At 57.4% G+C, this 20,610-nt stretch carries 10 protein-coding genes and 10 pseudogenes; 17 read left to right on the top strand and 3 right to left on the bottom strand.

The window, feature by feature from the left end:
* Window positions 1-6 precede the first annotated feature (6 nt).
* Both rbsD and EIO60_RS15410 read right to left on the bottom strand, forming a co-directional pair.
* A pseudogene (rbsD, locus tag EIO60_RS15415) lies at window positions 7-401 on the bottom strand (D-ribose pyranase).
* 170 nt (window positions 402-571) lie between these two features.
* Window positions 572-968: pseudogene (locus tag EIO60_RS15410) on the bottom strand (YgiW/YdeI family stress tolerance OB fold protein).
* 156 nt (window positions 969-1,124) lie between these two features.
* Here EIO60_RS15410 and qseB point away from each other — a divergent pair.
* Together qseB and EIO60_RS15395 are read left to right on the top strand one after the other, a co-directional pair.
* Window positions 1,125-1,786 (top strand): annotated as a pseudogene (qseB, locus tag EIO60_RS15405) (quorum sensing response regulator transcription factor QseB).
* 134 nt (window positions 1,787-1,920) lie between these two features.
* Window positions 1,921-2,116: pseudogene (locus EIO60_RS15395) on the top strand (ATP-binding protein); the annotation flags it as partial.
* 3 nt (window positions 2,117-2,119) lie between these two features.
* Here EIO60_RS15395 and kup read toward each other — a convergent pair.
* Window positions 2,120-3,995: pseudogene (gene kup / locus EIO60_RS15390) on the bottom strand (low affinity potassium transporter Kup).
* A 288-nt stretch (window positions 3,996-4,283) separates the two neighbouring features.
* Here kup and ravA point away from each other — a divergent pair.
* From ravA to atpD, 15 genes and pseudogenes are all read left to right on the top strand, one after another.
* Window positions 4,284-5,753: pseudogene (gene ravA, locus EIO60_RS15385) on the top strand (ATPase RavA).
* Window positions 5,750-7,209 (top strand): annotated as a pseudogene (viaA, locus tag EIO60_RS15380) (ATPase RavA stimulator ViaA). The pseudogenes ravA and viaA overlap by 4 nt, the downstream one beginning before the upstream one ends.
* A gap of 69 nt (window positions 7,210-7,278) precedes the next feature.
* Window positions 7,279-9,057, top strand: a pseudogene (gene ovoA / locus EIO60_RS15375) (5-histidylcysteine sulfoxide synthase).
* A 103-nt stretch (window positions 9,058-9,160) separates the two neighbouring features.
* Window positions 9,161-9,619, top strand: coding sequence for a transcriptional regulator AsnC (gene asnC, locus EIO60_RS15370; protein ID WP_258577322.1), 459 nt, complete (start codon window positions 9,161-9,163; stop codon window positions 9,617-9,619).
* 155 nt (window positions 9,620-9,774) lie between these two features.
* Complete coding sequence (gene mioC / locus EIO60_RS15365; RefSeq protein ID WP_258577313.1) at window positions 9,775-10,215, top strand: FMN-binding protein MioC; 441 nt, start codon at window positions 9,775-9,777, stop codon at window positions 10,213-10,215.
* A gap of 441 nt (window positions 10,216-10,656) precedes the next feature.
* Window positions 10,657-12,547 (top strand): annotated as a pseudogene (gene mnmG, locus EIO60_RS15360) (tRNA uridine-5-carboxymethylaminomethyl(34) synthesis enzyme MnmG).
* A 47-nt stretch (window positions 12,548-12,594) separates the two neighbouring features.
* A complete protein-coding gene (gene rsmG / locus EIO60_RS15355) occupies window positions 12,595-13,227 on the top strand; it encodes a 16S rRNA (guanine(527)-N(7))-methyltransferase RsmG (RefSeq protein ID WP_258577312.1) in 633 nt (210 codons plus the stop codon).
* 725 nt (window positions 13,228-13,952) lie between these two features.
* Window positions 13,953-14,339: pseudogene (gene atpI, locus EIO60_RS15350) on the top strand (F0F1 ATP synthase subunit I).
* A gap of 8 nt (window positions 14,340-14,347) precedes the next feature.
* On the top strand, window positions 14,348-15,166 hold the full coding sequence (atpB, locus tag EIO60_RS15345; RefSeq protein WP_258577311.1) for a F0F1 ATP synthase subunit A: 819 nt from the start codon (window positions 14,348-14,350) through the stop codon (window positions 15,164-15,166).
* A 48-nt stretch (window positions 15,167-15,214) separates the two neighbouring features.
* Window positions 15,215-15,454 carry a F0F1 ATP synthase subunit C gene (gene atpE / locus EIO60_RS15340; RefSeq protein ID WP_003849523.1) on the top strand — a complete coding sequence of 80 codons (240 nt, stop codon included), beginning with the start codon at window positions 15,215-15,217 and terminating at the stop codon, window positions 15,452-15,454.
* A gap of 112 nt (window positions 15,455-15,566) precedes the next feature.
* A complete protein-coding gene (gene atpF / locus EIO60_RS15335; RefSeq protein WP_258577310.1) occupies window positions 15,567-16,037 on the top strand; it encodes a F0F1 ATP synthase subunit B in 471 nt (156 codons plus the stop codon).
* A gap of 14 nt (window positions 16,038-16,051) precedes the next feature.
* Window positions 16,052-16,585, top strand: coding sequence for a F0F1 ATP synthase subunit delta (atpH, locus tag EIO60_RS15330; protein WP_258577309.1), 534 nt, complete (start codon window positions 16,052-16,054; stop codon window positions 16,583-16,585).
* 14 nt (window positions 16,586-16,599) lie between these two features.
* Entirely contained in the window at window positions 16,600-18,141 is a 1,542-nt protein-coding gene (atpA, locus tag EIO60_RS15325; RefSeq protein ID WP_258577308.1) for a F0F1 ATP synthase subunit alpha, read from the top strand.
* Window positions 18,142-18,194: 53 nt separating this feature from the next.
* Window positions 18,195-19,061 carry a F0F1 ATP synthase subunit gamma gene (gene atpG, locus EIO60_RS15320; protein WP_258577321.1) on the top strand — a complete coding sequence of 289 codons (867 nt, stop codon included), beginning with the start codon at window positions 18,195-18,197 and terminating at the stop codon, window positions 19,059-19,061.
* A gap of 139 nt (window positions 19,062-19,200) precedes the next feature.
* Window positions 19,201-20,598: a F0F1 ATP synthase subunit beta gene (gene atpD / locus EIO60_RS15315; protein ID WP_258577307.1), complete on the top strand. Its 1,398-nt coding sequence runs from the start codon at window positions 19,201-19,203 to the stop codon at window positions 20,596-20,598.
* The last annotated feature ends 12 nt before the right edge of the window (window positions 20,599-20,610 follow it).

Raw genomic sequence — 20,610 nt, 5'->3', positions numbered from 1 at the left:
ACGGCCTCAGAAGGTGCCGCTAGCGCTCAGGATGACATTCGCAAACGGAGAGCACTCTCCGCTGCGAATGACCGCCTGACTACGCTGGGTCTGTTGTTTGAACTGTTCGTGGCTGATGTAGTGCACGGTGATGCGGTTTCCCTGGTGCCGTTGCAAGGCTTCGAGCACGGCGAGAAGCTCGCTGTGGAGCTGCAGATTGTACTGCTTGATATCTTCCGCCATCAGGGCGCTTTCCACCTGCATAAAAGCGGGCGTGCCCGGCGTCAACGCCAGATCGATGCGCTGCGGACCTGCCAGAATGGGCAAGCCGGCATCGGCAATAGTCAGCGTATCGGTATGGCCCAGCCCAGGCGGGCAATCACGTAAGAGAGTTCAGCGTTTAACAGGCGACCTTTTTTCATTTTTTGCTCCAGAGCGAAACGTTTCTCTCGCCGCGGTGTATGAAAAGGCGCAGGTAACTCAACGGGGGAATATGAGAAGTGTGATCGCTATCGAAACGTTTCGCTTTCGCGGGCGGGAATTTGGCTTTGGTGCCCAAACGGGCCGCTGAAGCGGCTCGTCACAAGGAAGATTACGGCGCTTTGCGCACCTGTTTGACGTCAAGCTCGATACTGTTGAAATCCTTGTCCAGCTCGCCCGTCAGCTCAACGCGATCTTTCGGCGTCACAGTCAAACCTTCCCAGCGCTTGTGGTCGATCTCTACCTTCCATCGTGCCAGTGGCGTCGCGGAACAGATAATTTTCATCGCCGATCTGCTTCTTCAGCTGACCGCGCAACGTAATCCAGCTGTCGTCCTTCATCTCTTCCGCCTGTTTAACAGTGACGACGCAGCTCTGATCGTTTTTAAAACCTCCCTGTTTCGCCTGAGTCGCAGGCGCATTCGTGTCGACAAATCCACCTTGCGTAGCGGCGAAAACCGGAGCGGTCGTCAGCGCCAAGATGGCTAAAAGTGCGGCTTGCTTTTTCATCTATCTACCTTATTTCCATGAATGTATGTTTGCTACGTCTAAAGCAGGGACTTCTTGACAGGATCTTAACCGACAAAAACAGGCGAAAAGTCGCGATATCGCCTGTACAAGCGCCGTTCTGCTTCGTATAAAGCTTTCTCGGACACAGGAGAGTATATGCGCATCTTACTGATCGAGGACGATCGCCTGATTGGCGACGGCATCAAGGCTGGACTCGGCAAGCTTGGCTTCAGCGTCGACTGGTTTATCTCCGGCGAGGAGGGCTATACCGCGCTGCACGCTGCTCCCTGGGATGCCGTTATTCTCGACCTTTCGCTACCGCAGCGCGACGGGCTGGAGATTCTGCGCGACTGGCGGCAGCAGGGCGCGGACGTGCCAGTGCTGATCCTGACGGCGCGCGACGCCCTCGATCAGCGTATTGAAGGGCTGCAGCTCGGCGCGGACGACTATCTCTGCAAACCTTTCGCCCTGACCGAGGTGGCGCGCGCCTGCAGGCGCTAATCCGTCGCCGACACGGCCAGCTGCAGCCTGAGCTACGCCACGGCAAACTGGTGATGCAGCCTGCCAGCCACAGCGTCACGCTGGATGGCGAAGCGCTGCTGTTGAAAAGCCGCGAGCTGGCGCTGCTGGAACTCTTTCTGCGCAATCCTGGCCGGGTGCTGACGCGCAGCCAGCTGGAAGAGAAGCTCTACAGCTGGTATGCGGATGTCTCCAGCAACACGGTAGAAGTACATATTCATCATCTGCGCAAAAAACTCGGCAGCGCCTTTATTCGCACCGTGCACGGCGTCGGTTATACGCTGGGAGAGGCGGAATGAGTTTGTTTCTGCGCCTTGGCTTCGTGCTGCTGCTCGGCTTCTGCTAGGGCAGCGCCAGCCTGAGCGCCTGGCTACAGACGCACGACACCGTCAACGAGCTGTTCGACACGCAGCTGCTGCTGGCGCGCAACCTGCTGGATAACGGCGCCGGGCTGAGCGAGGCGGAGATGCAGCGGCTGGGCGAGCGCTTCTGGCAGCCGCCGGGACAGGAGAAAAACGGTATCTGGCTGGGCTTGTCGATTGTGCGCGACGTCGCGCAGCTGCACGGCATACAGCTTAGCTTCAGCCAGCGGGTAGGGCGGCGGACTCTGCGTCGCCCTGCGCTGGTAGGCGTCAGATCTCGACCTGGGTGCCCAGCTCGATAACGCGGTTCGGCGGGATCTCGAACTGATCCGGCGCGCGCAGGGCGTTGCGTTGCAGCGCGAGGAAGAGCTTGCCGCGCAGGCTTAGACACCAGGGGCGTTTGCCCATAATCAGCGACTCGTGCGACATAAAGAACGAGGTTTCCATCATGCGGCAGTTCAGCCCTTCCAGCCTGCAGCGGAGGAAAATCTCCTCTACGTTAGGCGTTTCGCGCCAGCCGTAGCTGGCCACCACGCGCCAGAAGGTGGGCGACAGCTGCTCGATGGCGACGCGGCGCACGTTATGCACGTAAGGCGCATCTTCGGTGCGCAGCGTCAGAAACACCACGCGCTCGTGCAGCACCTTGTTGTGCTTCAGGTTGTGCAGCAGGGCAAACGGGATCACGTTCAGCGCGCGCGACATATAAACGGCAGTGCCCAGCACGCGCACCGGCGGCGACTTCTCCAGCGAGGCGATCATCGCCTCCAGCGAATTGCCGTGCTCATGCATACGGCGCAGCAGACGAAAGCGCTCGCTCTTCCAGGTGGTCATAATCAGGAACATTACCAGACCCAGACAGATTGGCAGCCAGCCGCCGGAGAAGAGCTTGATCAGGTTGGCGGAGAAGAGCGGCACGTCGATGCAGAGAAACAGCGTCAGGATCAGGCCGACCACCACCCGGTTCCAGTGCCAGTTCTTCACGGCGACGGTGCAGGAGAGAATCGACGTCAGCACCATAGTGCCGGTCACGGCGATGCCGTAGGCCGCCGCCAGGTTGCTGGAGTGCTCGAAGCTAATAATCACGATCAGCACCGCAAAATAGAGCACCCAGTTGATAATCGGCACGTAAATCTGTCCCGACTCCATCTCGGAGGTGTGAATAATGCGCATGCCTAGCAGATAGCCCAGACGCACCGCCTGACGCGTCAGGGAGAAGACGCCGGAAATCACCGCCTGCGAGGCGATAACCGTCGCCAGGGTGGCGAGGATCAGCAGCGGCACCAGCGCCCAGTCGGGCGCCAGCAGAAAGAAAGGGTTCTTAATCGCTTGCGGATCGCTGAGCAGCAGCGCGCCCTGGCCGAAGGCCGAAGTAGTTAAGCACCAGCGACGGCAGCACCACGATAAACCAGGCGATGCGAATCGGCAGCTTGCCGAAGTGTCCCATATCCGCATACAGCGCTTCCACGCCGGTAATCGCCAGCACCACCGCGCCGAGCGCAAAAAAGGAGATGGTTTTATAGTGCATGAAGAAACCCACCGCATGGGCAGGATTCAGCGCCTGCAGCACGTCAGGGTTTTTCATAATGCCGGAGACGCCCAGCACCGCCAGCGTCAGAAACCACACCAGCATTACCGGCGCGAAAAATTTGCCGACGATGCCGGTGCCGTGTTTCTGGATCACAAATAGCAGCGTCAGCACCGCGATAGAGAGCGGAACGATATAGGGATCGAGCGACGGCGCGGCGATTTCCAGGCCTTCAATCGCCGACATCACGGAGATGGCCGGGGTAATCACCACCTCGCTGTAGAAGAAGCTGCCGCCAAGAAGTCCCATAATGACCAGTATCGCCGTCGCCCGGCCGCCTGTGTTGCGTCCCGCCAGCGACATCAGCGTCAGGATGCCCCCTTCGCCGGCATTGTCCGCGCGCATGACGTAGCTGATATATTTCAGCGACACCACCAGCACCAGCAGCCAGAAAATCAGCGAGAGAAAACCGAACACAGCTGCGCGCTCCACGCCGAAACCGAACTGGTCGGAGAGGCATTCGCGCAGGGTATAGAGCGGGCTGGTCCCGATATCGCCATACACCACGCCAATCGCGGCCAGCGTTAACGCACCAAGTGATTGCTTATTATCCGAGCTCATAGAATTATCTTTTGTTAGAGCCGAGAGGCGCAAACCCCATAGCTCTTGCCATCAAAAAGCGCACAGTATGCACTTGTTTCCCCAAAAACCTATCCCTGCCTTCGCTGCGGGTTTGTCCTTTGCCGATTTATCATGCGATATGACAAGCCGCAGCGGCATTGTGCGATAATTGAATTTTGTGACACAAAAAAGCGGACGGCAATCAACGCTTTCACGCATCATAATCAGTAGAGTAGTGCGCCTGCCACCTTACAACGGCAGCAGAATCAGAAGGACAGTGAAGTGATTATGGCTCAACCCCATCTTTTGGCGGAAAGAATTTCTCGCCTCAGCAACGCGCTTGAGAAAGGCCTGTATGAACGCCACGATGCAATTCGCCTGTGTCTGCTGGCGGCACTGAGCGGCGAAAGCGTGTTTCTGCTTGGCCCGCAGGGCATTGCCAAGAGCCTGATAGCCCGCAGTCTGAAATATGCGTTTCAGCACGCCCTCGCGTTTGAATACCTGATAACGCGCTTCTCGACGCCGGAAGAGGTTTTCGGTCCGCTGTCGATTCAGGCATCTGAAAGATGAGGGGCGCTATCAGCGCCTGACCAAAGGCTATTTGCCGGACGCGGAAATAGTGTTTCTGGATGAGATCTGGAAAGCGGGCCCCGCCATCCTCAATATCCTGCTGACAGCCATCAACGAGCGGCGCTTCCGCAACGGCGACAGCGAAAAGAAAATCCCGATGCGCCTGCTGGTCACCGCCTCGAACGAACTGCCGGAGGAGGACAGCGGACTGGAAGCACTCTACGACCGCATGCTGATCCGCCTGTGGCTCGACAACGTGCATAAAAAGCAGAACTTCCGCAGCATGCTGACCCATCAGCAGGATGAGAACGCCAACCCAGTCGCGGAGTCGCTGCGCATCAGCGATGAGGAGTATCACCATTGGCTGCAGGGCATCACCCAGGTCACGCTGCCAGACAACGTCTTTGAGCTGATCTATCAGCTGCACCAGCGTCTAGATACCCTGCCGGATGCGCCCTACATATCCGAGCGCCGCTGGAAAAAAGCCATTCACCTGCTGCAGGCCAACGCCTATTCGATCTGATCTTGCTGAAGGATTGCCTGTGGCACGACTCGCGTCGATGCAGGTGCTGGAGCGCGCTATCGATCAGCTGATGACGCAGCAGGCCTGGCAGCAGCAGACGCTGCTGCTCAAACTGCAGCAGATCAAAACGCGCCGCCTGGCGCTGCAGCAGCAGCACAGCGTGGCGCAGGGCATCGTGCTGGAAAAACACAGCGGCATGTTCAGCCGCAAGCCGCATGACGACTAGCCCGCCAGCCTGGCTAACGAGCAGCTGACCCTGATGCTGCAGCAGCCGCTGACGCTGCACGATATGCAGGTCACGCACCTGGCTTATCGCGCGCGACGCGCTGGAGCAGTGGCTGCTGAAGGGCGGCGATATCCACGGCAAGCTCAACGGCATTGGCTTCGCCCAAAGCCTCGATCTGCTGGTGGATGCGCAGCACTGCCTGGCGCTGCGCGACGTCAGCCTGCAAACGGTGCGCCTGACGCTGCCCGGCGGTGCGGCGCACAGCGAGCTACCCGCGGAGATCAGCGAGGCGCTGGACGAGCTGGACAACTAGCTGCGTGCTCAGCGCCATCTGTTCAGCCAGCACCAGCGCTGCCTGTTTATTAGCGACGACTGGCTGGCGCGCATCGAAACCAGCCTGAAGGACGTTGCCGAACAACTGAAACAGGCGCGTAAATAATCTCACTGGAGACGCTCAGCACACTGCTCTCCATCGGCGAAGCCGAACTGAGCGAGGAGCTGATCCTCGCACTGCTCGCCTCGCCGCAGCTGGCGATCTTTTTCGAGAAATTCCTTGGTCTGAAGCAGGCGATGCTGCGCGACGTGCCGCGCTGGAAAGCGGAGACCAACGCCGAGCTGAAAGCGACGCCGGTGTCGGCGACGCTGGCCAGCGAGTTTGAGCTGTTCCAGCGCGTGCAGTTGCTCGGCCACCGCGACTTCAGCCAGCGGCTGCCTGAAATTCTGACATCGCTGGCGCAGCTTCCCTCGCCTTTTATCGACGAAGCCCATCGGCTGCTGCAGCACACCGACGCCCACGCACTCAGCGGCGCGCAGCATACGCTTTTCCTGCAGCACTGGCGGCTCAGCCTGACGCTGCAAACCTTGACGCTCAACGAGCAGCTGCTGGAGCAGCAGCGCGAGCGGCTGATGGCAGAGCTGCAGCAGCGGATGGCGCTGAGCGGCCAGCTGGCGCCGATGCTGAGCGATGTCAACGAGGCGGCCGCCGGCCGTTTGTGGGACATGAGCAAAGCGCCGCTGCAGCACGGCGACTATTAGCTGATGCTGGAGTACGGCGACTTTTTACAGCAGCAGCCGGAGCTGATGGCGCTGGCGCAGCAGCTGGGTCGCAGCCGCGAGGCGAAGTCGGTGCCGTCGCAGGAGGCGCCGCTGGAGACGTTCCACCAGCTGGTGCGCGAGCCGAACGCGGTGCCGGAAGAGGTCAGCGGCATCACCAGAGCGACGACGTACTGCGCCTGCTGCCGCCGGAGCTGGCGACCATCAGCATCGGCGACCTGGAACTGGAGTTTTATCGCCGCCTGGTAGAGAAGCGTCTGCTGACTTACAAACTGCAGGGCGACGCCTGGCATGAAAAGGTGACGCTGCGCCCGGTCAGCCACCAGCAGCACGAAGAGCAGCCGCGCGGCCCCTTTATCGTCTGCGCCGACACCTCCGGTTCGATGGGCGGCTTTAACGAACGCTGCGCCAAAGCGTTCTGCCTAGCGCTGCTGAAGGTGGCGCTAGCTGACCGCCGCCGCTGCTACATTATGCTGTTCGCTCATGAGGTTATCGACTACGAACTCACCGGTGACGACGGACTGGAGCAGGCGATCCGCTTTCTCAGCCAGCGCTTTCGCGGCGGCACCGACCTCGCCGCCTGTCTGTCGGCGGTGGTCAAACGCATGGAGGGTGCGCTGTGGCAGGACGCTGACGCCGTGGTGGTGTCGGACTTTATCGCCCAGCGCCTGCCGGACGAGATCGTGAGCACGGTGAAGCTGCGCCAGCAGCAACAGCAGCAGCGCTTTCACGCCGTGGCGATGTCGGGGCACGGCAAGCACGGTATTCTGCACATCTTCGATCATATCTGGTGCTTCGATACCGGCATGAAAAGTCGCCTGCGCCGCCGGTGGCGCCGTTAGTCACGGGGCAGCAATCCTGATTTGCTATAGTGAATGACTCGCTGTGTTTATTCAGCTAACGGAGTCACTGTGACCACCGCACAACAACATCACGATTTACCGGCGCCGACCCGCACGGTACGCCTTTCCGGCAGTAGCGTCGCAGAGAAACGCGCCGAACTGCTGGCCTATTTTACGCAAACCTGGGAACTGTATGAGAGCCTGCTCGACTGTCTCGTCGACGATTGCATCGAGGCGATGATGGCGATCGGCATGGATGAGATGAGCTGGGACGATCTCGACGACAGTCACTACGCCTGGCCTAGCGTAGAGGAAGTACGCGACTACCGCGGCAAGGTGAAAAGCCTGGTGACGCACTTTATTCAGGCGATGCCGCTGACGCTGCCCATCGACTGGGAAAGTCCGGCCTGGGTGATCATTATGGGTATCGAGCATGAGCGCATCCATCCGGAAACCTCCAGCATGCTGATGCGTCAGCTGCCGATTGAATGGGTCAAACCGCAGCCGCAGTGGCCGGTTTACTCGCAGGCGCGCCACGCGCGCGACAGTGTGCCCGCCAACAGCCTGATCGCGATGCCCGGCGGCGGCGTCACCCAGGGCAAAAGCGACGACACCTACGGCTGAGACAATGAATATGGCAGCCAGACCACCGAGCTTAAGCCCTTCAAAGCCAGCAAGATGCTGGTCAGCAACGCCGAATTCTTTGAATTCGTCGCGGCGGGCGGCTATCAGCAGCACCGCTACTGGGATGACGAAGGCTGAGGCTGGCGCAGCTTCGCCGAGGCGCAAATGCCGACCTTCTAGCTGGGCGATCCCCAGCGCCCCGAGGCGCTGAAGCTGCGCCTGATGACCGAAGAGGTCGCGATGCCCTGGGACTGGCCGGCGGAGGTCAATCAGCTGGAGGCGGCCGCGTTCTGCCGCTGGAAAGCGCAGCAAACCGGCGCGTCCGTGCAGCTACCGTGCGAGGCCGAATGGATGCAGCTGCGCGAGCAGGTCGACGGCGATCAGCCCACGTGGCAGCAGGCGACGGGCAACATCAATCTGGCGTACTGGGCCTCCTCCTGCGCCGTTGACCGCTTAACCCATTAACCCAGAGTGACTTTTTCAACATCGTGGTCAACGTCTGGCAGTGGACGACGACGCCGACCAACGGCTTCGAAGGGTTCCGCGTCCATCCGCTCTACGACGACTTCTCCACGCCGACCTTCGACGGCAAACACGCGCTGATCAAAGGTGGCAGCTGGATCTCCACCGGCAACGAAGCGCTGAAGTCGTCGCTTTTCCAGCATGCGGGCTTCCGCTACGTCGTCTCCTCACGAAACCGACAGCATGGTGTTGCAGTATCTCGACTTCCAGTACGGCCCGCGCTATTTCGGCGTCGCGAACTACGCCGAGTCACTGGTGGCGCTGCCCCACTCTCTGGCGCGCCATAAGGATATCGGTTTGGGCGCCGACCTGGCGCAGCACATCCAGTTCGTCCAGGGCGACGCCTGCAATCTGAAACCGCAGCCCGCCCAGTACGATCTGGTGCTGGCCGCCAACCTGATTGACTGGCTGCGCCAGCCGCAGCGCTTCCTGCAGGATATCGCGCCAATGATTCTTTCCGGCGGGCTGCTGCTGCTCTCCTCACCCTATATCTGGCTGGAGGAATTTACGCCGAAAGAGAACTGGCTGGGCGGCGTGCGCGAAAACGGCGAAGCGCTCACTACGCTGCAGGCGTTGCAGCGTCTGCTGGTGGCGGAATTTGAGCCGATCGGCGCGCAGCAGGATCTGCCCTTCGTGATTTGCGAGACGGCGCGCAAGTATCAACACACGCTGGCCCAGGTCACGCTGTGGCGTAAGCGTTAAGCCCAACGGCAGCGGCAAACGCCGCTGCCGGAGATTGCCTGCCGCCCCGTTTTGCTGCACATTCACCTCTGTTCAAAACAAGAAGAGCTGACCCGAGGATGATATAGCCGAATCACTGCAACTGGACAACCTGGATCGCGAGATCCTCAATGTGCTGCTGGAGAACGCCCGCACCTATGCCGAGCTGGCGAAGCAGCTTAACGTCAGCCTGGGCACCATCCATGTGCGCGTGGAAAAAATGAAGCAGGCGGGCATTATTCTCGGCACGCGGGTTGAGATCGACCCGCGCCAGCTGGGGTTCGACGTCTACTGCTTTATCGGCATTATCCTGAAAAGCGCGCGCGACTACCCGGCCGCGCTCAGCAAGCTGGAGGCGCTGGATGAAGTGGTGGAAGCTTGGTACACCACCGGCCACTACAGCATCTTTATCAAGGTGATGAACCGATCCATCGATGCACTGCAGCAGGTGCTGATCAATAAGATCCAGACCATCGATGAAATACAGTCCACCGAAACGCTGATCTCGCTGCAAAACCTGATCATGCGCACCATCAAGCCTTGATCCTTTTTCTTTCTGTGCACAAGCTTATCCCGGACGAACACCGCCTGCGCTAACGGCTGCGTTCTCTTCGCTTATTTTATTAACCCTATTTTCCACAGGTAGATCACGGCTTGATCACAGCGTACAATGCTCGCCTTTATTTCAGGGAGATCATAATGGCCGACATTACCTTAATCAGTGGCAGCACGCTGGGCAGCGCAGAATATGTGGCCGAGCATCTGGAAGAAAAGCTGCAGGACGCGGGTTTTTCGACCGAACTGCTGCACGGTCCGGCACTGGATGCGCTGCCGCAGCAGGGCATCTGGCTGATCGTCACCTCGACGCACGGCGCAGGCGAACTGCCCGACAATCTGCATCCCCTGTATGAGGCGATTGAGGAAACCCAGCCTGATCTGTCGGCGCTGCGCTTCGGCGCGGTCGGCCTCGGCAACCATGAATACGATCTCTTCTGTGGCGCAATCCGCATGCTGGACGAGTTGCTGATCGCGCGCGGCGCACAGCGTATCGGCGATCGGCTGGAAATTGACGTGCTGGAGCATGAGATCCCCGAAGATCCGGCTGAGGCCTGGCTCAGCGGCTGGCTTAGCCATCTTTAAGCGGATCTTTCGCCACAGGGGATCGCCTTTTTTGCCGGATCACTAGTTGAAAATTCTGTTTTCAGCGGATCGCGATCGCTTTTTTTATGGATAAACTGCCTGTATGCTGCGCAAAACAGGTGGTTATCCAGAGAACAACCGATAATGCTTTTTCAGGATATGTATAAGTGACCATTTTGATCTCAGTTTATACGGATCCGGATCACCGATCACTCACAGCAAGCGATCCTTTCTTTCTAGATGATCTTACTGGGCTTTCTCGCCTTATCCACAGCGTGAGGCGATCCAAATAAGAAATCTAACAGAAAGATCATAATACAGAATAAAGCTCCTTTCTTTTAAAACCCATGGATCCCGCCACTTTTACCCCAGGAGGGATTTCAGTAGAATCCACCGTCTAGAGCAACGATCCCAGCCTGTTCATCAACGAGGTACCACTTAATGTTTTATCCAGATCCTTTTGACGTCATCGTGATTGGTGGTGGTCATGCGGGCACAGAAGCCGCGATGGCCGCTGCCCGAATGGGTCAGCAAACTCTGTTACTCACCCATAACATTGATACGCTTGGACAAATGTCCTGCAACCCGGCGATCGGTGGCATTGGAAAAGGACATCTGGTTAAGGAAGTGGATGCCTTGGGCGGCCTGATGGCCACCTCGATCGATAAAACGGGCATTCAGTTTAGGATACTAAACAGCAGTAAAGGCCCTGCCGTGCGCGCCACTCGCGCGCAGGCGGATCGCGTGCTGTATCGCCAGGCGGTACGCACTGCGCTGGAGAATCAGCTCAACCTGATGATCTTCCAGCAGGCGGTTGACGATCTTATCGTGGAAAACGATCGCGTCGTGGGCGCCGTGACCCAGATGGGGCTGAAGTTCCGCGCCGAGACAGTCGTGCTCACCGTCGGCACCTTCCTCGACGGCAAAATTCATATTGGGCTGGATAACTACAGCGGCGGCCGCGCCGGCGATCCGCCGTCGATTCCGCTGGCGAAGCGCCTGCGTGCGCTGCCGCTGCGCGTCAGCCGCCTGAAAACCGGTACACCGCCGCGCATTGACGCGCGCACTATCGATTTTTCCGTGCTCAGCCCGCAGCACAGCGATAACCCGATGCCGGTCGTCTCGTTCATGGGCGATGCGTCGCAGCATCCGCAACAGGTGCCCTGCTGGATCACCCATACCAACGAGCAGACCCACGAGGTGATCCGCAATAACCTCGATCGCAGCCCGATGTGTGCCGGGATCATCGAAGGGATCGGCCCGCGCTACTGCCCGTCGGTCGAAGACAAGGTGATGCGCTTCGCCGATCGCAACGCACACCAGATCTTCCTCGAGCCGGAGGGGCTGACCAGCAACGAAATCTACCCGAACGGCATCTCTACCAGCCTGCCGTTTGACGTGCAGATGCAGATCGTGCGCTCGATGAAGGGTCTGGAGAACGCGAAGATCGTCCGTCCGGGCTATGCCATCGAGTATGACTTCTTCGATCCGCGCGATCTCAAGCCGACGCTGGAGAGCAAATATATTCACGGTCTGTTCTTCGCCGGGCAGATCAACGGCACCACCGGCTACGAAGAGGCGGCCGCTCAGGGTCTGCTGGCCGGCCTCAACGCCGGACGCCAGTCCGCCGACAAAGAGGGCTGGGTGCCGCGTCGCGATCAGGCCTATCTCGGCGTGCTAGTGGACGACCTCTGCACCCTCGGCACCAAAGAGCCCTACCGCATGTTTACCTCGCGCGCCGAGTATCGTCTGATGCTGCGCGAAGACAACGCCGATCTACGTCTGACCGAAACCGGCCGCGAGCTGGGCCTAGTGGACGACGCACGCTGGGCGCGCTTCAACCAGAAGCTGGAGGCAATTGAGCAGGAGCGTCAGCGTTTGCGCGATTGCTGGATCCATCCGAGGTCGGAAAACGTCGCGGAAGTGAACGGCCTGCTGAACGCGGCGCTGACTAAAGAGGTGAGCGGCGAAGATCTGCTGCGCCGCCCGGAACTGACCTACGCGCAGCTTACCGCGCTGCCGAGCTTCGGTCCGGCGCTGATGGACACGCAGGTGGCCGAACAGGTCGAGATTCAGGTGAAGTACGAAGGCTACATTGCGCGCCAGCAGGAAGAAATCTATCGCCAGCAGCGCAATGAGAATACGCTGTTGCCGACCGAGCTGGACTATCGTCAGGTCAGCGGCCTGTCCAACGAGGTGATCTCCAAGCTGAATGACTACAAGCCCTCCTCTATCGGACAAGCGTCGCGCATTTCCGGCATTACGCCTGCGGCGATCTCCATTTTGCTTATTTACCTGAAAAAAACAAGGGCTGCTGCGCAAAAGCGCCTGACCTGAAATGGGGCGAGGTTCCTCGCCCCCACTGACTGGACTCATGCTGTGATCACAAAACTCACCTCGCTGCTGAAGGTAGCTAATATTTTTCTCTCCGATCAGCAAAAAGCGCAGCTGGTCGCCTATGTCGGTCTGCTGGACAAGTGGAACAAAGCCTACAACCTGACCTCGGTGCGCGATCCGCAGCAGATGCTGGTGCGCCATATTCTTGACAGCATCGTCGTGGTGCCGCACCTCAAGGGCAAACGCTTTATCGATGTCGGCACCGGTCCCGGCCTGCCGGGCATTCCGCTGGCGATCGTAATGCCGCAGGCGCAGTTCACCCTGCTGGACAGCCTGGGCAAGCGCGTGCGCTTTTTACGCCAGGTGCAGTATGAGCTGGGGTTAACCAACGTCACTCCAGTGCAGAGCAGGGTAGAGGAGTTCCCGTCAGAGACGCCGTTCGACGGTGTGATTAGCCGCGCTTTCGCCTCGCTGCAGGATATGGTGAGCTGGTGTCACCAGCTGCCGTCCGCGCAGGGCCAGTTCTATGTGCTGAAGGGCGTGCGCCCCGATGAGGAGATCGCCAGCCTGCCGGCCGGTTTTCGCCTGGTATTCGTTGAAGCGCTGCAAGTGCCTGAGCTGGAAGAGGAGCGCCACCTGGTGGTGATTGCGCGCCAGTGGCCCTACGGGCAGTAAGGTTTAACGGCCACCCGCTGATTGCCTTAGCGGGCACGCCGTCTAAAAGTTAAGCAGTCGGTTGCCGGACGTGAGGTAATTTTCACGACGGCGTTAGCGAAACAAGGTCAACAAGGCTCACGGAAATTATCCGAAAAGCTCTATTACATTTAGCTTTTAATTCACATTTATTTATCAGGAAGATCACTTTTAACGGCACCGCGGTGTAAAATTATAATCATGCTAGCAAATATATCGAGGTAATAACTCTGCGTACGTAATATCAATTTAACGTTCTTGCCGCATTCTGGGTTGTCAATCGACTGTTTTTATCGAAAATAAGCGCGTTCTGGCGCGCGATAATGATAATTTCTAAGTAGCTGATTGCTATAGGTTTAAGGAGAAGTTAGCCGCCGTTATTATTGCTTGTCGGTAATTTATACCGGCGCGTTAGTGCTTAGGATGTGATATGGATCACACTTTAAAGGCAGAGCTGACAGGGAATTTCAGCTGCGCAGCAAGAGCATTCCAGCCGGTAATCTTTGGAAAAATAGCCGTTCGGGAAGAAATTTAAATAATTGTTCACCTTTTGGCTACTTACGGATTAAAATCGCAGGTGTGGCCCGTATAATTTGCAACGGCTTTATGCTGCTTGACTCGAGTGAGTAAGGGCAGTCTACGACACGCGACATACCCCTTATGGGGCAGGAGAGTAACAGCGCCATGTCAGTGTCTCTTTTTACAGTGTGAAATTCGCCCGAACCGTGCTGGCTCTTCAGCTGGTGACCGTTGTCATCATCATCGGCGCGCTCTTTGCCCTGAAATATGTCACCCTGGGTGTCTCTGCACTTGCTGGCGGAGCGGCAGCCTGACTGCCAAACGTGTTGTTCATGTTTTTAGCCTGGCGCCTGCAAGGGCAATCCCCCGCCTCGGGACGGGTTGCATGGAGTTTCGCCTTGGGCGAAATCGGCAAAGTCGTTGCAACTATCGTGTTGCTCTATTGTACGGCCGTGTTGCTCTATTGTACGGCGTTGGGTGTTTTCAGAGTGGCGTTCTGGCCGCTCGGGATAACCTGGTTATCGGTGCTGGTGGTTCAGATGTTGGCACTGGCGGTAATTAACAACAGAGGGTAAAAGGCATCATGGCTGCAGGAGAAACTCAAACTCCACAAGAGTTCATCGGTCACCATCTGACGCATCTTCAGTTGGACCTCCGTACCTTCGAGTTAGTGAATGCTCACGACGCTCCCGCAACGTTCTGGGTATTAAATACCGATTCTATATTTTTCTCTCTGGTGCTGGGATTGATCTTCCTAGTGTTGTTCCGCAAAGTGGCGAAAAGCGTCACCAGCGGCGTGCCAGGGAAAATGCAGGCTGCTATCGAACTGGTTATCGGCTTCGTTGACAGCAATGTGCGCGACATGTACCACGGTAAAAGCAAACTTATCGCCCCGCTGGCTCTGACGATTTTCGTCTGGGTCTTTCTGATGAACTTCATGGATCTGCTGCCTATCGACCTGCTGCCGTATATCGGCGAGCACTGGCTGGGCCTGCCGGCGCTGCGCGTCGTGCCGTCCGCAGACGTGAACATCACGCTCTCTATGGCGTTGGGCGTCTTTATTTTGATTCTGTTCTACAGCATCAAAATGAAAGGTGTAGTCGGCTTCGCAAAAGAGCTGACGCTGCAGCCTTTTAATCACCCGATCTTCATCCCCATAAACCTGATCCTTGAAGGTGTTAGCCTGCTGTCCAAACCGGTTTCTCTCGGTCTGCGACTGTTCGGCAACATGTATGCGGGTGAGCTGATCTTTATCCTTATTGCCGGTCTATTGCCGTGGTGGTCGCAGTGGGTGCTAAATGTGCCGTGGGCCATTTTCCACATCCTGATCATCTCGTTGCAGGCTTTCATTTTCATGGTCCTCACGATTGTTTATCTGTCGATGGCATCTGAAGAACATTGATTTTTTCTCAACACTAAGCATTTTAACTGAAACAAACTGGAGACTGTCATGGAAAACCTGAATATGGATCTGCTGTACATGGCTGCCGCTGTTATGATGGGCCTGGCGGCAATCGGTGCTGCGATCGGTATCGGCATCCTCGGAGGTAAATTCCTGGAAGGCGCCGCGCGCCAGCCGGATCTTATCCCTCTGCTGCGTACGCAGTTCTTTGTTGTAATGGGTCTGGTGGATGCAATCCCGATGATCGCTGTTGGTCTAGGTCTCTATGTGATGTTTGCTGTCGCCTAAAGCCTGTCGCTCTTTGTTCATTCATTGCACGCTGTGCCGTAATGAACGGTTCTGCCGCTTATCACTGCGATAACGGCAGATAAGTTAACAATTTAATTAGAGGCATTGTGCTGTGAACATTAACGCAACAATCCTCGGCCAGGCCATCGCGTTCATCCTATTCGTCGCATTCTGCATGAAGTACGTATGGCCGCCGATTATGGCAGCCATCGAAAAGCGCCAGAAAGAAATTGCTGAAGGCCTTGCTTCTGCTGAGCGCGCGAAGAAGAATTTGGATCTCGCACAGGCTAATGCGACCGACCAGCTGAAAAAAGCCAAAGAAGAAGCTCAGGTCATTATCGAGCAGGCGACCAAACGCCGCGCTCAGATTCTGGACGAAGCGAAAACTGAAGCCGAGAACGAGCGTAACCGCATTGTGGCGCAGGCGCAGGCAGAGATCGAAGCCGAGCGTAAACGTTCCCGCGAAGAGCTGCGTAAGCAAGTCGCGTTGCTGGTAATAGCTGGCGCCGAGAAAATAATCGAACGTTCCGTGGATGAAGCTGCTAACAGCGACATCGTTGATAAACTGGTCGCTGAACTGTAAGGAGGGAGGGGCTGATGTCTGAACTGATTACTGTAGCTCGCCCCTACGCCAAAGCAGCTTTTGACTTTGCTGTTGAGCATCAAAGCATTGAACGCTGGCAAGAGATGCTGGCGTTCGCCGCGACCGTAGCACGCAATGAACAAATGGCCGATCTGCTTTCTGGCATGCTGAAGCCGGAAGCGTTATCGGCTTCTTTCATTGCCGTCTGCGGCGATCAATTAGATGAACACGGGCAGAACCTGATTAAGGTTATGGCTGAGAACGGACGTTTGACAGCGCTTCCGGCTGTACTGGAACAGTACATTCAACTGCGCGACACCTATGAGGCGACCGCTGAGGTTGATGTGATTTCCGCCAGTACACTGAGTGACAGCCAGCTGACTAACATCAGCGCCGCGATGGAAAAACGTCTGTCACGCAAAGTTAAGCTGAATTGCAAAATTGATAAGTCCGTCATGGCAGGCGTGATCATCCGTGCGGGTGATCTGGTCATTGATGGCAGCGTGCGCGGCCGTCTTGAGCGTCTGGCAGACGCCTTGCAGTCTTAAGGGGACTGGAGTATATGCAACTGAATTCCACCGAAATCAGCGAACTGATCAAGCAGCGCATTGCTCAGTTCAATGTCGTGAGCGAAGCTCACAACGAAGGTACTATCGTCTCTGTAAGCGACGGTATCATCCGCGTACACGGCCTGGCCGATGTGATGCAGGGTGAGATGATTGCCCTGCCGGGCAACCGTTACGCTATCGCCCTGAACCTCGAACGCGGCTCTGTCGGCGCCGTGGTCATGGGCCCGTACGCTGACCTCGCCGAAGGCATGAAGGTTAAATGTACCGGTCGTATTCTGGAAGTGCCGGTCGGTCGTGGCCTACTGGGCCGCGTGGTGAACACCCTGGGCGCGCCAATCGACGGCAAAGGCGCGATCGACAACGACGGCTTCTCGCCGGTTGAAGTGATCGCACCGGGCGTTATCGACCGTCAGTCAGTCGACGAGCCGGTTCAGACCGGTTACAAATCTGTCGATGCGATGATTCCAATCGGTCGTGGCCAGCGTGAGCTGATCATCGGCGACCGTCAGACCGGTAAAACCGCGCTGGCAATCGACGCGATCATCAACCAGCGCGACTCCGGCATCAAGTGCGTCTACGTCGCTATCGGCCAGAAAGCCTCTACCATCGCGAACGTGGTGCGTAAGCTGGAAGAGCACGACGCGCTGGCGAACACCATCGTGGTTGTCGCCTCTGCGTCTGAATCTGCCGCACTGCAGTACCTGGCGCCCTACTCCGGCTGCGCCATGGGCGAATACTTCCGCGATCGTGGCGAAGATGCGCTGATCGTTTACGATGACCTCTCCAAGCAGGCTATCGCTTACCGTCAGATTTCTCTGCTGCTGCGCCGTCCGCCGGGCCGTGAAGCGTTTCCGGGCGACGTGTTCTACCTCCACTCCCGTCTGCTGGAGCGTGCGTCACGTGTAAGCGCTGACTACGTTGAGCGTCACACCAACGGCGAAGTAAAAGGTAAAACCGGTTCACTGACCGCACTGCCGATCATCGAAACCCAGGCGGGTGACGTTTCCGCGTTCGTTCCGACCAACGTAATCTCTATTACCGATGGTCAGATCTTCTTGGAATCAAACCTGTTTAACTCCGGTATTCGTCCGGCGGTTAACCCGGGTATCTCGGTATCGCGCGTAGGTGGTGCTGCACAGATCAAGATCATCAAGAAACTGTCCGGCGGCATCCGTACCGCGCTGGCGCAGTATCGTGAACTGGCGGCGTTCTCGCAGTTCGCTTCTGATCTGGACGACGCGACCCGGAAACAACTGAGCCACGGTCAGAAAGTGACCGAGCTGTTGAAACAGAAACAGAATGCGCCAATGTCTGTCGCGCAACAAGGTCTGGTGCTGTTTGCTGCCGAGCGCGGCTACCTGAACGACGTTGAACTGGCGAAGATCCTTAGCTTTGAAGCTGCGCTGCTGGCGTTCGCAGACCGCGAACATGCCGAGCTGATGCAGGAAATCAACCAAACTGGTAACTACAACAACGACATCGAAGCCAAGCTGAAAGGCCTGCTCGACACGTTTAAAGCAACCCAGTCTTGGTAATGTCTGGCGGCTTGTCTGAAAAGACAGGCCGCAAGGCTTTGGAGGAGAAGCTAATGGCCGGCGCAAAAGAGATACGTAACAAGATCGGAAGCGTGAAAAACACGCAGAAGATCACCAAAGCGATGGAAATGGTCGCCGCCTCCAAAATGCGTAAAACGCAGGAACGCATGGCGGCCAGCCGTCCGTATGCAGATACCATGCGCAAAGTGATTGGTCACCTTGCGTTAGGCAATCTGGAATACAAGCACCCTTACCTAGAAGAGCGCGACGTTAAGCGCGTCGGCTACCTGGTCGTTTCGACTGACCGCGGGCTTTGTGGTGGTTTGAACATTAACCTGTTGAAAAAGTTGCTGGCGGATATGAAAGCCTGGTCCGATAAAGGCGTACAGAGCGATCTGGCGATTATCGGTTCCAAAGGCCTGGCGTTCTTCGGCTCTGTAGGCGGCAACATCGTGGCGCAGGTCACCGGCATGGGAGACAAACCTTCCCTGTCTGCATTGATCGGCCCGGTAAAAGTAATGTTGCAGGCTTACGACGAAGGTCGTATCGACAAGCTCTATGTCGTCAGCAACAAATTCAATAACACCATGTCTCAGACTCCGGCTATTACCCAACTGCTGCCGTTACCGCCAGCGGAAGGTGAAGAAGATATGAAGGCGAAGACCTGGGATTACCTTTACGAGCCCGATCCGAAAGCGCTGCTGGATACCCTGCTGCGTCGTTATGTCGAATCGCAGGTTTATCAGGGTGTGGTGGAAAACCTGGCCAGTGAGCAGGCCGCACGTATGGTGGCGATGAAAGCCGCAACCGACAACGGCGGAAACCTGATCAAAGAGCTGCAGTTGGTTTACAACAAAGCTCGTCAGGCCAGCATCACCCAGGAACTCACCGAGATCGTCTCGGGAGCCTCCGCGGTTTAACCAGGTATACCCGCATAACAGGCGCCAAAGCCTGCCGGCAACAGAACGACGCGCGGGCACGCTCGGGGCGAGCACAAGCAGGCAACGCTGCTGCGGCGTCTGTTAAGACGGGTAAAACGAATTAGGTAGAGGATTCAAGATGGCAGCTGGAAAGATTGTCCAGATTATCGGCGCCGTAGTTGACGTCGAATTCCCTCTGGACGCGGTACCGCAAGTGTACAATGCCCTTGAGGTTAAGAATGGTGATGCTCGTCTGGTGCTGGAAGTTCAGCAGCAGCTGGGCGGTGGCATGGTGCGTACCATCGCCATGGGTTCTTCTGACGGCCTGAAGCGCGGTCTGGAAGTTGCTGACCTGAAAAAACCGATCCAGGTTCCAGTGGGTAAAGCCACCCTCGGCCGTATCATGAACGTGCTGGGCGAGCCGATCGACATGAAAGGCGACATCAAAGAAGAGGACGGCAGCGTAGTAGAGATCTCCTCTATTCACCGCGCAGCGCCTTCTTATGAAGATCAGTCTAACTCGCAGGAACTGCTGGAAACCGGCATCAAGGTTATCGACCTGATGTGTCCGTTCGCCAAGGGCGGTAAAGTCGGCCTGTTCGGCGGCGCGGGTGTAGGTAAAACCGTAAACATGATGGAGCTGATCCATAACATCGCGGTTGAGCACTCAGGTTACTCGGTATTTGCCGGCGTGGGCGAGCGTACTCGTGAGGGTAACGACTTCTACCACGAGATGACCGACTCCAACGTAATCGACAAAGTTGCGCTTGTGTATGGCCAGATGAACGAGCCGCCGGGCAACCGTCTGCGCGTTGCACTGACCGGTCTGACCATGGCGGAAAAATTCCGTGACGAAGGCCGCGACGTTCTGCTGTTTATCGACAACATCTATCGTTACACCCTGGCCGGTACGGAAGTATCTGCACTGCTGGGTCGTATGCCGTCAGCGGTAGGCTACCAGCCGACCCTGGCTGAAGAGATGGGCGTGCTGCAGGAGCGTATTACCTCCACCAAGACCGGTTCAATCACCTCCGTACAGGCCGTTTACGTCCCTGCGGATGACTTGACTGACCCGTCTCCAGCGACCACCTTCGCCCACCTGGACTCCACCGTTACCCTGAGCCGTCAGATCGCGTCTCTGGGTATCTACCCGGCCGTTGACCCGCTGGGTTCCACCAGCCGTCAGCTGGATCCGCTGGTGGTTGGCCAGGAGCACTACGACGTGGCGCGCGGCGTGCAGTCTCTGCTGCAGCATTACCAAGAACTGAAAGACATCATCGCCATCCTCGGTATGGACGAGCTGTCTGAAGACGACAAACTGCTGGTGGCACGCGCGCGTAAGATTCAGCGCTTCCTGTCGCAGCCGTTCTTCGTAGCGGAAGTCTTCACCGGTTCTCCGGGTAAATACGTCACGCTGAAAGACACGATCCGTGGCTTTAAAGGTATCATGGACGGCGAGTTCGACCATCTGCCGGAGCAGGCTTTCTACATGGTCGGCTCTATCAAAGAAGCCGTGGAAAAAGCGAAGAAACTGTAATAACGGTTTCCC

It is taken from the genome of Candidatus Pantoea persica (assembly GCF_013753875.1).
Taxonomy (GTDB): domain Bacteria; phylum Pseudomonadota; class Gammaproteobacteria; order Enterobacterales; family Enterobacteriaceae; genus Pantoea; species Pantoea persica.
The sequence above is the reverse complement of the archived record's forward strand: the minus strand, read 5'-3'. Positions and strand labels throughout refer to the sequence as shown.